Origin of the sequence: Clostridium sp. MCC344, assembly GCF_018785365.1 — a bacterium.
GTDB lineage: Bacteria > Bacillota > Clostridia > Lachnospirales > Lachnospiraceae > Pilosibacter.
On the sequence record NZ_WQPQ01000027.1, the window covers coordinates 1 to 11,020 of the forward strand.

The 11,020-nt window shown below is 50.5% G+C and carries 13 protein-coding genes and 2 pseudogenes; 1 reads left to right on the top strand and 14 read right to left on the bottom strand.

Translation table 11 applies throughout. From position 1 onward, the window contains the following. The 14 genes and pseudogenes from GPK90_RS09925 to GPK90_RS09990 all read right to left on the bottom strand — a co-directional run. A partial coding sequence (locus GPK90_RS09925; RefSeq protein ID WP_215702869.1) for a recombinase family protein occupies positions 1-263 on the bottom strand: 263 nt, incomplete at its 3' end. A 127-nt stretch (positions 264-390) separates the two neighbouring features. Then, positions 391-585 (bottom strand): transposon-encoded TnpW family protein, encoded by a 195-nt coding sequence (locus GPK90_RS09930; RefSeq protein ID WP_002594231.1) that lies wholly within the window; start codon positions 583-585, stop codon positions 391-393. After that, positions 582-1,436, bottom strand: a complete 855-nt coding sequence (locus GPK90_RS09935) for an ATP-binding protein (protein ID WP_002594232.1) — start codon at positions 1,434-1,436, stop codon at positions 582-584. The genes GPK90_RS09930 and GPK90_RS09935 overlap by 4 nt, the downstream gene beginning before the upstream one ends. Continuing rightward, a complete protein-coding gene (locus GPK90_RS09940) occupies positions 1,433-2,173 on the bottom strand; it encodes a replication initiator protein A (RefSeq protein WP_002594233.1) in 741 nt (246 codons plus the stop codon). Before GPK90_RS09940 ends, GPK90_RS09935 begins: the two co-directional genes overlap by 4 nt. Before the next feature lie 130 nt (positions 2,174-2,303). Then, positions 2,304-2,690 (bottom strand): cysteine-rich VLP domain-containing protein, encoded by a 387-nt coding sequence (locus tag GPK90_RS09945; protein WP_002594234.1) that lies wholly within the window; start codon positions 2,688-2,690, stop codon positions 2,304-2,306. After that, positions 2,680-4,305 carry a relaxase/mobilization nuclease domain-containing protein gene (locus tag GPK90_RS09950; protein ID WP_002594235.1) on the bottom strand — a complete coding sequence of 542 codons (1,626 nt, stop codon included), beginning with the start codon at positions 4,303-4,305 and terminating at the stop codon, positions 2,680-2,682. Before GPK90_RS09950 ends, GPK90_RS09945 begins: the two co-directional genes overlap by 11 nt. Then, entirely contained in the window at positions 4,277-4,672 is a 396-nt protein-coding gene (locus tag GPK90_RS09955; protein ID WP_002594236.1) for a plasmid mobilization protein, read from the bottom strand. The genes GPK90_RS09950 and GPK90_RS09955 overlap by 29 nt, the downstream gene beginning before the upstream one ends. Before the next feature lie 627 nt (positions 4,673-5,299). Then, positions 5,300-5,788 carry a hypothetical protein gene (locus GPK90_RS09960; RefSeq protein ID WP_002569239.1) on the bottom strand — a complete coding sequence of 163 codons (489 nt, stop codon included), beginning with the start codon at positions 5,786-5,788 and terminating at the stop codon, positions 5,300-5,302. Positions 5,789-6,383: 595 nt separating this feature from the next. Continuing rightward, positions 6,384-6,512 (bottom strand): annotated as a pseudogene (locus GPK90_RS09965) (Maff2 family mobile element protein); the annotation flags it as partial. Positions 6,513-6,923: 411 nt separating this feature from the next. Further along, positions 6,924-7,094: a hypothetical protein gene (locus GPK90_RS09970; RefSeq protein ID WP_002569167.1), complete on the bottom strand. Its 171-nt coding sequence runs from the start codon at positions 7,092-7,094 to the stop codon at positions 6,924-6,926. Beyond that, positions 7,081-8,889, bottom strand: coding sequence for a VirD4-like conjugal transfer protein, CD1115 family (locus GPK90_RS09975; protein ID WP_016289916.1), 1,809 nt, complete (start codon positions 8,887-8,889; stop codon positions 7,081-7,083). The genes GPK90_RS09970 and GPK90_RS09975 overlap by 14 nt, the downstream gene beginning before the upstream one ends. Beyond that, positions 8,886-9,362, bottom strand: a complete 477-nt coding sequence (locus GPK90_RS09980; protein WP_002569165.1) for a PcfB family protein — start codon at positions 9,360-9,362, stop codon at positions 8,886-8,888. Before GPK90_RS09980 ends, GPK90_RS09975 begins: the two co-directional genes overlap by 4 nt. Before the next feature lie 41 nt (positions 9,363-9,403). After that, positions 9,404-9,625, bottom strand: a complete 222-nt coding sequence (locus tag GPK90_RS09985) for a DUF5348 domain-containing protein (RefSeq protein ID WP_002569164.1) — start codon at positions 9,623-9,625, stop codon at positions 9,404-9,406. A 31-nt stretch (positions 9,626-9,656) separates the two neighbouring features. After that, complete coding sequence (locus tag GPK90_RS09990; protein WP_008978068.1) at positions 9,657-10,640, bottom strand: DUF6017 domain-containing protein; 984 nt, start codon at positions 10,638-10,640, stop codon at positions 9,657-9,659. Positions 10,641-10,925: 285 nt separating this feature from the next. Here GPK90_RS09990 and GPK90_RS19775 point away from each other — a divergent pair. Next, positions 10,926-11,020: pseudogene (locus GPK90_RS19775) on the top strand (recombinase family protein); the annotation flags it as partial.

The window sequence follows — 11,020 nt, forward strand, 5'->3', positions numbered from 1 at the left end:
GACATATCCTTGACGATAACTGTCCCGACTTTCCCTGCTTCAATGTCTGCAAGCATGGCTTGAAATCCGGGTCTTTGAAAGTTCGCACCGGAATAACCGTCGTCGGTGTACCAGCGCAGATTAGAAAATCCATTCTGTTTGGCATAGGTTTCCAAAATCCTCTTTTGGTTGGAAATGGAATTGCTCTCGCCTTGCAGCTCGTCCTCATGGGACAGTCTTGGGTAAAGGGCGGTAATGAGTTGCTGGGTGGTCTGTCTTAACATAAATTCCTCCGTTTCCGACAGCCAGCCCCACTATTCCGTACCTTGATTGTACCACATGGGGCGGCTGTCTGTATAGCGGCAAAAGCGTCAAATCTGCTTCTTTACGGTCGGTAAAAATGACGGTTTTTCAATCAGGCTTATCACAGGTCAAATATCCGGCGGCGGCTTCTGCTTCCAGCACTTTCATCATCTTGTCAGCGGCGGTGTCGGTCGCCCCCTCCTTGAAAAAGCCAGACACCACAAGGATTGTGTTGCCTATCCTCGTTTCGGTCACGCAGTCCGGGCGGCGGGCAGGGCGTTTGTTTCTCTGGGTGTCGGTCATAGGCAAATCTCCTTTCCGGCAAGCAGCCGTTTCAGCTGTTCCATTTTTCCCTGTGCGGCGGCTTTCCTCAAATTCTCCCCGGTAAAGCAGAGAGGGGAACACATTTCAAGCAGGCGGTCATAAATCCGGGCGTGGGCGGTGTCCTCCGGGTGCTGCAATTCCTCCAGCGTGAGGTTGGTCGTCACAATCAGCGGCTTCCTGCTCCGGTAGCGGCTGTCAATCACATTGTAGACCTGTTCCAGACCGTATTCTGTGCCACGCTCCATTCCAAAATCGTCAATGATGAGCAGGGGGAAGCTGCAAAGGCGGGAAATATATTCGTTCCTGCCCGCAAAGCTGGCGGCAAGGTCGTTTAATATTGCTGCAAAGTTTGTCATGCACACCGGGACTTCCTGCTCCATGAGGGCGTTTGCAATACACCCGGCAAAATAGCTTTTCCCAGTGCCTACCCTGCCCCACAAGAGCAGCCCGTAGTTCCCGTCCTTTATCTGTTCCCAGCGTGCCACATATCCGGCGGCGTTCTTCATCTGCGGGCAGCTGCCGTTATCGTTGGCAAATGTCCAGTCCTGCATGGTCTTGTCTGTAAAGCCCTGCCGTTTCAGCCGTTCCACCGTTTCAAGGTGGCTGCGCCGCTTCTCGGCGGCTTCCCGTTCCTTACGGGCTGCCCGCTGGCAGTCGCACTCTGACGGGTGGCGGTCACGCCCGAAAAAGGTCTTGCCCTCCGGGAAATAGGCTTCTTTGGGTTTCCGGCATTTGCCGCAGTATAAAAGCCCGTCCTCCCCGGTGTAATCCTCCGGCTCGGCTGTGGTGTCGGTCATAGGCAGTATGGTGTTGTGGATTGTATCGGTCATAGGCTTTCTCCCTCCTTGAATGAATAGTCCGGTATGCCTTTCTTTGGCTTCTCTTTGGCAGCGTCCTCCTGCGCCCACTTGTAAATGGTGGCTGCATGGCTCTGGTACTGCTTCCCGGTGGAAGCGATGTGGCAGGAAAGGCGGTCAAGGTAATACTCCCACTTGCCGGGGAAGTCCTGTTCCAGCTCCAAAAGTTCTGTGTCAGAAAGAAATACATTTTTATATCTGCCATAAGCGGCGGGGGGCTGCCCCTCACTCGCTCCTTTTGTTTGGCTCTCTATTAGGTTGTTTATATTAGTTTGGTTAGGGGACGGTTTTCCGACCGTCATAAGGTCAGTTTTCCGGCTGTCAGTTGGTCGGTTTCCCGCCCTTATGAGGGGCGGTTTTCCGTCCGTCAGTTGGTCGGAAAACTGTACCACTGGGATAGGCGGCACTTTCACATACAGACGGTTGGCGGCAGAAAAGCCCGTCCGTCTGCGTTCCAGCAGCCCGGCAGCGTCCAGTTCGTTCAGTGCGCCCTTTATGGTGGTGCAGCCTTTATCCAGCATTTCCGCTATCTCTGCTATGGGGTAGACAATGTATGTCCGTCCCTCGCTGTCCTGCCAGCCGTTCTTCTGCGAAAGGGTGGAACGGTCTAACAGCAGCGCATATAACTCTCTTGCGGTGTGGGATAGGTCTGTTTCCAGCAGGAAACGGGGGTAAGGCAGGTAAGCGGGCAGCTCCGTTCCTGCGGTCATATAATCAGCGATAGGGTTCACCTCCTTGTGGTGTCTGTCTGTGGGTTCTGTTACGCTTTTAGGGGGCGTTTTTAAGGGAAAAGGATAAATGTATCACGCACCCTTTGACACCCTCCAAAAAAGCCTTGATTTATGCGGGTTTGAAATGCCCTAAAGCGTGACATTTCTCCCTTTGTTTCCGCTTCCGTTTGGCGGCGTTTATCCGCTTCATGCGTCCGGCGCAGTCCGGGCAGTATTTCCCCCGGTTGGATTTTGGGAAGAAGAACGCCCCGCAGACAGCGCAGCGTTTCCGGCTTCCCCGGCGCAAGAGGGCGGCTTCCAGTGCTTCATCAAGGGGCAGGACAGCGGCGGTAAACCAGCGGCAGAGCAGCGAATAGCTGATACTCTGTACACACACGCAAGGCTCGCCGTCCTCCAACAGCAGGCAGTTCCCGCTGTCATAGTTGCAGCACTCATGCACAAGGCGGCGGGCTGCCCGGTACTGGCGGTAGTCCATGCGGGGGATATTACCGTTCATGGCTCTGCTCCTTTCTGCGCTGCGGCTCGCTCCGGCGTAAAATCTGGTCGATATTGCCCTTGACAGTCTGCAAGCGGCGGTACTCCTCCCGTTTTGCCCGGTAATCGTTGTAGCCGCTGTTTTTCTCTTTGATAAGGCTTTCAATCTCTGCTTGCAGGGATTTATAGCTCGGCAGCTTGGAAATGCCGTTCTCCCTGAAATAGCGGGCGGCTGCGTCTGCTATGATAAAGTCACTTTCATGCTTCTGACGGTAGGCTGCTTTTGCTTTGGCGTTTTTCTGCTGTTTCAGCCCGTCCCGGACAGGGCGGGTCTTGGAATAGGCAAGCACCTGCCGTTGCAGCTCCTTTTTCCCGTTCAGCGTCTTTTCCACCTGCTTCAACCACGCAAGGCTTTCCTGCATGGCGGCATAGGCGGCAGAACAGGCTTCGTCCAGTTCCTCCGGGGAGGAAAAGCCGTACTGCTGATAGGCGGTAACGGTAGCTGCCATTTGCTTTAGGTTGTGCTTTGCCGCCCAGCGGTCATAGCCCACGCCCTTGCCCTCGGCTCGCTTGGCTTCCCGGTCAACCATGCGCTGCAAGGTGTTGTCTGCCGGGGTGGTTTTTGCAGCTTTTTCCCCTTGTAACGGCTTTTTAACTGCGGCAGGGTATTCGGGTATGGCTTTGGTCTGTTCGGCAGCTCTGTGGGCGTTCTGCGTGAGCAGGGCAAGGACAGCAGCCTTGTCAAAATCGTCCCCCAGCTTTCGGGCTGTGATAGGCTTTGTCCTGTCCGGCGTGAGGTAGGAAAGCCGCCCCCGGCTCTCCTTGACGGTCACACCCTCCCGCAGCAAAAGGGAAGAAAACTCGTCAAAGCTGCCAGCTTGGGAAAGTGCCTGCCGTATCGTCCGGCGCAGCTTCGCCTTGTCCGTTTCAAACTTGGTGGGCTTGGTCGGCTGTCCGGCGGCTTCTCTGGCGGCGTTCTCTTTGTCAAGGGCAAGCTGCCCTTTCTTTGCCGCCCAGTATTCCCGTTCGGTTATCCGTTCCTTGCTGCCGTTCAAGAGGTCGATTTGGTAAAGCCCCTCCCGGTGGCACATTTCCATGACTTCGCTCTTGAAATATTCCATAGCGGCGTTGGTGCAGCGGTGCTTGCAGCCCTCCAGCGTGTCGGCTGGTCTGTCCATGTAGGGCAGAAGCGGGACTTCGTAAATCCGCAGGGAGTTGATGACGATATGCACATGGATATTCCCGCTGTGGTTATGCCCGTCCGGGTGGGTGCAGATTAGGGCTTGGTGTCCGGGGAAATGCTCCTTGCAGAACTGCTCGCCCAGCTCCTGCGCCCGGTCTACGGTCAAGCCGTTGTCTGTCCCGTCCCGTGGGTCAAAGCTGATGATATAGTGGTGGCTTTTCACATCTTCCCGTTTTTGGTTTTTCTCATAGCGGAGATTGGCTCGCATACAGGCAACAGCGAAATCCTCGCCCCCGCAGTTGAGGGAAGAAATGCGGTAATCCTCCCTCGGTATCAGCCGCCCGTTTTCATCAAGGGTGGCTTTCATGGTAAACTCGTCATGCTCAAATGTGAGATAGGCTTCCGCTGCGCCATAGTCGGCGTTTTTAGAGCTGATATGTTTGAATGTTGCCAACAGCGTCACCCACTTTCTGCAAGACTTCAAACTTTAGGGCAGCAAGGTCGGAAACCGCCGCCCGTACCTCCCCGGCAAGCTGCGGATAGGGACTGTGCCACTCGTTCAGCGTCCGGGCTATCTGGTTTAAGTTGCCGCCGATCCTCCCGTATTCGGCGGTCAGCTTCCCGACAGCGGCAAGCAGCTCGTCATTGATGGGGGAAACGGTTATGATGGGGCGTATGGCTGCCCCGGTTATGGCTTGCCGGATAAACTCGGCTTGGCTCATGTGGTAAGCAGAAAGCCGCTGGGCAAACTCGGCGTATTCTTCCTCGGTCATGCGTGTTTTGACTACCCGGCTGCGGTGCGGCGTGTTGTATCGTTTCATAGGTGGTTGACCTCCTTTCTGTGCGTGGTGTCCTCTCACTAATAGGAGAAAAACAGGGTGTGAAGCGGAACTGTTTTTGAAAAATCCGAAAAATATTTTGAGGGGTTTTTCAGCGGCGCAAGCCGCATAAGCAGGGTTTGGGGAAGGCACTCCCCAACAAGATTCCCGCAGGGGCAAAATGAGCGATAAGCGAATTTTGGCACCTCGGTAGAATCTTGCTCTAAGAAACTGCCGGCCTGCCGTTCACTTGCTACTGCCACTTTTTCAGAAAATCTATAACCAGCTTTTTTTATAAAAGGCTGCGGGCTGGCGTTTTTCCCTTACTCCCTACAAACCACAAAAGAGCAGAATGGACGGACTTTCCGGCAAGAACTTTTCCGGCGGCTCGGTCTTTCCCGACAATAAGGCGTTTCGGAAGCTGCGTTTTGCCCGCTGTCTGAAAAAAATGGCAGCCTTTTTTGGTTTCACTGTCTAATACGGAACTTTTGGAAATTTGCCAAAAATGGACGCAAAAAAAGCAGCAAATCTTTTTCGGATTTACTGCTTCATGTGCCGCTGCGGTGCGGCGGGATGGATATTCAGTTGAAATAAAAGAGGATGGTGGTACTTTAGTCTATCGACTCTTTACTAACTATTAGGTAATCTTGAAAGATTTTCCTTGAATTTATCTAAAGAATGTTCATTGTTTCCCGCAAAAATAAGTGGAATTGTATATTCATATGATATGCCATTTTCATAGTCCGATAATTGTATTTTTATAGTATCATCCCTCTCATCTTTAGGTGCTATATATATGAATGAATTTTTATTTATATCAGATATTTTCCCTTTTTCAGAAGAAACAGTATAACCCCAGTCTGTTAAATTTGTCTTTATTGTAACTTCTGTTTCTGTTTCTTTTCTAGTCTGCAATGCTGTTTTATCGATTTGGATATCAAAAGGAGTCGAACCTAACAATTCACTGTTTATATTTACAAGTTCTTCTCCATTTGTTTTAGAAATATTAGATTCATCTTCATAATTTTGTTGAGATTCATCTTTTGGTGTTTCTCTGTTACATCCTAATAAAAAGCATAAAATAATTAGTACTAATACAGAAAGTTGTTTTTTTTGCATTTATTTCTCCTTTCATATTATCAAAGAAAGCACTGAGAGTACTTTCAAGAAATTTTGAAATATTCTCAATGCTTTCTATTTTTTGATTATAAACTTGCCGGTAATGATACTATGTTAATTTATCTCTTTCGCGTAACCTTTGTTGCAATATACACATGCACCATTCACCCATTTGTGAGACATTTCAATCGTCTCAACTTCATAAATGCTTACTTCTCCACAAATTAAACATTGTTTGTAATTATATACATGACGTGTCGCACATTTATCCCAGTCATCATATATACCAGGCATTTCATCTTCATATCCATAGTACTGGGGAGAACCCCAACTATGAGTATGAGCGGCAAATACAGTCATTGGAGCAGCTACAATTCCAGCTACTACTGAAAGTGCTAAAATAGATTTTCTTTAATTCATAAGTTCCTCCCTTTCCTTAAAAATACATAGCTCTTTGTTACATTGTCATTTTAACATAATAATTGGTAAAATGCAATAATTTATTTTCTATTTACGAGAAAATACTGTGCATATTATCTTATTTAGGAATAGTTAAGGCGGCTACCTAAATCTTTTTATTACTTTACCGCACATGAGCATTCGCGCCCGGATTGTCGTTGCCGTAGCCTTCCATGAGGTTAATCACGCCCCAGATACCAAGCCCGGCTCCAAGTGCTACAACAAGGGTCTGCAAAACGTCTACTGCGCTATTGAAAAATGCCATAAATATATCCTTTCTGCCGCGTCTGCGGCTGTCCGGCAAGCGGACAAAAGGCGGTCAGCGTATGGTCGCCGCCGCATAAAAAAACCGCCCTCTGGTAAAGGCGGCTGTCCCCGCGCTGCGTAAGTCCTGCGGCGCGGCGGTATTCAGTTGTAAGGGGTGCGGCTCCTGCCGCTGTGTACTGCGCCGGAAAGTGGGGGCGCGTATCATGTAGCCGGTATGGATAGATGTGATTGCTTCAATCGCTCCTTTCTGTGTCCCGCTGTGCTGCCGGACGTTTTTTTCAGACTTGCGGGAAGTGAATAGCTTGCGTAGCAAGGTGTTCGCTTCCCGCAAGTTCACAAAGGGGTAGCTGCCGCAAGGCAGCGTAGGGGAAGTGTAGCTTCCCCTGTCCCCCGGCGGTCTGCCATGCTGTCACTGTTGCGGGATAAGCCCCCGGCGCGTGACATACTCCGTTGCAAAACGGCGGTGTTCCGCTTCCTTTTCCCGCCAATACTCCCATAATGCAGCGTCGGCGGCTTCCGCAACATTCATTAAAAACCGTTCAAGCTGCTTTTGTTTTTCCTCTGCGCTACGTTTCCTCATGGTCTGCGTCCTCCTGTAAGTCTGCTGCGTCAATCTCGTAATAGTCAAAAACCTCGTCGGGCTTGACAATGGCGGGGCGGCGTTTAAGGTGCTTTTCCATGTCAAAGGCGTTCTTCGGGTCTGCGTCGGATAGGTACTTGTATTTCGGGTGTTTCGTTATGTCGAATTTGTCCGAAAAGAACGGGCGCACCCCGCGTAGCTGCAAGATACATTTCCCTCCGTCCATGACTGCGATTTCATCTTCCGTCATAAGCTGCTTTCCCAATTTCTGATAGTTCAGCCCATGCGAAAGCTCCCGCCCTCTGGTTTCGGAAGTGTTGAAGCTGTCTATCGTTTCCTTGCCTAAAATCTCCGATATTTCTTTGAGGGTGGTTTTCTCCTTGCCGCCCAAGAAAAGCGTGGTGTCGCAGTTGCCGACTATGGTATCGGCGTTGTCCTTGTAGATTGCCTTTAGCTGTGACTGGCTCTGCAAGATGATTGACGCGGAGATTTCCCGGCTCCGTATCGTTGCAATGAGCTTTTCAAACTTTGGTATCTGCCCGATATTCGCAAATTCATCAAGTAAGCACCTAACATGGACGGGAAGCCGCCCGCCATATTCATCATCTGCTTTGTCGCATAAAAGGTTGAATAACTGTGTGTAGAGAATACTCACGACAAAGTTAAAGGTGTCGTCGGTGTCGCTGATAATCACGAAAAGGGCTGTCTTTCTGTCGCCTATGGTGTCAAGCTCCATTTCGTCGGTTTCCATAAGCTCCCGCAGCTCCTTAATGTCGAATGGGGCTAACCTCGCGCCGCATGAGATAAGTATGCTTTTTGCGGTCTTGCCCGCCGCAAGTTTGTATTTTTTGTACTGCTTGACTGCAAAATGCTCCGGGTCTTTTTCTTCCAGACGTTCAAACATGAGGTCAACCGGGTTCTGGAAGTCCTCGTCGTCCTCGCGGGCTTCCGACGCATTTATCATTTCAAGCAGCGTCGTGAAGTTCTTCTCGTCCTCCGGGGCTTCATACCAGATATAGCCGATTAGCGCGGTGTAGTAGAGCTTTTCCGCTTTCACCCAGAAATCCTCGCCGGATTTTTCCCCGTCGCCTTTGGTGTTGGCGATAATGGTATTGACTAACTTCAAAATGTCCTTTTCGCTCCGCAGATAGGCAAAGGGATTGTATTTCATGGATTTTTTGAAGTTAATCGTATTTAGCACTTTGATACGGTATTTGTACCGCTGTAACATTTTCCCGGTTTCCAAAATCAGTGTTCCTTTCGGGTCAGTGACGATATACGACGTTGGAAAATCCTTTGACGTACATTGCATGAGCGACGGTTTCACAAAGAACCGGGTCTTGCCGCTGCCGGAACCGCCGATTACAAGGATATTTTTGTTTCTTGCGTATTTCGGCTGCTTCGGGCGGCTGTTCATGGTAAGCCGTTCCGTCTGCGTTAGGGGGATATTGTTCTCAAATACCGGGTCGGTGTACGGCTTTATGTCGTCAGCCCCGCCCCAACGCGCCGAACCGTATTCTGTCCCGCGGCGGTATTTCTTCGCGTTCTTGCCTTTGGTGTAGATAATCAGCCGGACAATGACCGCCCCCGCAATGCCTAAAGCTAAGTCTGCCGGGTGGAAGCTCGGCGCGATACTGGAAAAGGCGGCGGTAAAACCGTCCCCAAGATGTAGCAGCTTTGCGCTCGCGTCCGCGCCGGGGGAGAGCCGGACAGCCGCGCCCACTTTATCAAAGAGCCAGACAAAGAGCAGATACGGGAGATTTAAGATAAGCAGCTTCTTGATTTCCGGCTTCATAGCGATACCTCCCTGTCTTTGTTCTTGACCTTTGCCCGTTCCGCGTTCTTGCCCTGTGCAGCTTCTTTGAGGGTAGAGAGCAGCTTTCGGATTGAGGGCTTTTTCTCCTGTGTCAGCTTTTTTGCGGAAAATTCCTTAAAGGCGGCGGTCAGCACGTCCGCGTCCCGCCCCTTGAAGAAAACCAGATAGCGGGGCGGGCTTTCCGTCGCGTCCTTTTTCAGCGCAAAGTCGATACCGTACTTTTTCGCCGTACTCTCAAAGGCTTTGATATTGCCCTCGGTAATCTCAATGTTGGAAACGCCCGCGTTCTGCTTCATAAGCTGCTTTAAGCTCTGCTTGCCCTGTGGCGGTTTTGCAAGCTGCTTTTTGCCCTTTGACAGTATGGCTTTCATTGCCTTTTGGAGCGTCTGCGCGGTCAGCTTCCCGGTCTTGATGTAAAGGGCTATGGTCTTTTCGTTTACTTCGTCCTGCAATTTGTCGCGTCCTCCTTTCGCGTTTCTTTATGGGGCGGCGGTCAGATACGCACCCGCAGCCCGTTCAAGTCCTCGGCTCTGATACCCACAAGATACCAGTTGTCGCCGTACTCAATCCGGGTCGGCTTCCACTTGCCCCGCACGAATACGTCAAAGCACTCGCCGCAATGCAAGCCCCCGTAGTAGCTGTTTAAGTCAAAGCGGATGTCGTAACGGTCGGTGCGCTCGTCAAATACCAATGCTCCTGTCATTTTCTGTGCCATAATAAAATCCTCCTTTTGTGGTTGTGGGTGGTTACAGGCTTTCGCCCTCGTTGCATGAATAATAGTCCGGGTCGCCGTACTGCGGCTTTTTCGGTGACAGTGCGCCGCTTGCCATGTCATGGGCGACAAGGGAAGTGTAATAATTGCCGATAGTGGACGGGGCGTTGAAAAGGGCTGCTTTCAGATATTGCTTGATGTTGCGGATTTTCGTTGTGTTCTCCCGCATACAGTCAAGCACAAAGCGGATATGCTCGCCGTCCAGTTTCATAAACTTAGATTTCACAAGCTCTGCCGGGTAGTCGTCCCCCGCAATCCGTACCCGCTTTCTGGCGGTGCATACGGTTTCAAGCATGAGGTCTACAATCTCGTCAAGCCTGTCACTGTCAAACTTCATGTCCTGTTTGAGAATGTCGTAGTCGATATTGTCCTTGATGATTTCCCGGTATATATCAACTGCGCTCTGTGCTGTCGCTTCCGTTCCTTTCCGTTCCGGCGGCGTAGCCGCTTCTCTGCAAGGAGAGGGGTTAGGGGAAAGGATAGGAATGGAATGGGTACTTTGTTCATCAGTAATTATTTTTTCTTTTTTTGGTAAGTCAGTTCTTTGTATATCTTTATTTAATTGCGTTGGATTTTCCAACGTAGGTTTTTCCAATGTTGGTTTTTCCTGTGTTGGATTATCCAATGTTGGATTTTCCAATGTTGGTAAATCCGGCGTAGGCGGCTGCGGCTGCTCGAATATCACATAGTCCGCGCCCCGCAAGCGTCCTTTCTCGTCGCGCTCCCTTGAACGGACGATATACCCGGCGCGTTCAAGCTCCTTAATGGCTTCGCGGATAGCGTCTATCTTCTCCCGGTTGATAAGGGATAAGCCTTTCAAGGTGTAGTCCCAATCTTCGGGGAGTGACAGCATTTGCGACAACAGCCCCTTTGCCTTTAGGGAAAGCTCCTTGTTGCGTAGGTGGTGGTTGCTCATTACGGTGTAGCCCTTGTTCCGTTCCACTCTGAAAACTGCCATAGTTCATAGCTCCTTTGCTTTGGATTTGTTACGCAGTAGAAGCGCGGTTTCGGGGAATAAGGTATAAATCCCTTGCCGCGCCAGATACACACCCGCAAAACCGCTTGTAGCAAGGCTTTTTCTGCCCCTACTGCGTAACAAAGGGCATGAAAAAAGCGGCGTTCCTGTTCTCCCATGTAGAGAGTAAGAAACGCCGCTTCTGCGTCGTATTCAGTTTTTAGTACAATACCCTGCTTGTCCGTCGCTCGAAAAACCTTGATTTTCCAGTGTTTTCAAAAGTATCGTTATCTAACGTCAGCTTTTCAAAGACCCGGATTTCAAGCCATGCTTGCAGACATTGAAGCAGGGAAAGTCGGGACAGTTATCGTCAAGGATATGTC

Coding starts and splice junctions, on each gene's coding strand:
- GPK90_RS09960 (WP_002569239.1), bottom strand. CDS start 5,788: ATGCAAAAAAAACAACTTTCTGTATTAGTACTAATTATTTTATGCTTT.
- GPK90_RS09955 (WP_002594236.1), bottom strand. CDS start 4,672: ATGAAACGATACAACACGCCGCACCGCAGCCGGGTAGTCAAAACACGC.
- GPK90_RS09975 (WP_016289916.1), bottom strand. CDS start 8,889: ATGAAGCCGGAAATCAAGAAGCTGCTTATCTTAAATCTCCCGTATCTG.
- GPK90_RS09940 (WP_002594233.1), bottom strand. CDS start 2,173: ATGACCGCAGGAACGGAGCTGCCCGCTTACCTGCCTTACCCCCGTTTC.
- GPK90_RS09990 (WP_008978068.1), bottom strand. CDS start 10,640: ATGGCAGTTTTCAGAGTGGAACGGAACAAGGGCTACACCGTAATGAGC.
- GPK90_RS09970 (WP_002569167.1), bottom strand. CDS start 7,094: ATGAGGAAACGTAGCGCAGAGGAAAAACAAAAGCAGCTTGAACGGTTT.
- GPK90_RS09930 (WP_002594231.1), bottom strand. CDS start 585: ATGACCGACACCCAGAGAAACAAACGCCCTGCCCGCCGCCCGGACTGC.
- GPK90_RS09935 (WP_002594232.1), bottom strand. CDS start 1,436: ATGACCGATACAATCCACAACACCATACTGCCTATGACCGACACCACA.
- GPK90_RS09945 (WP_002594234.1), bottom strand. CDS start 2,690: ATGAACGGTAATATCCCCCGCATGGACTACCGCCAGTACCGGGCAGCC.
- GPK90_RS09985 (WP_002569164.1), bottom strand. CDS start 9,625: ATGGCACAGAAAATGACAGGAGCATTGGTATTTGACGAGCGCACCGAC.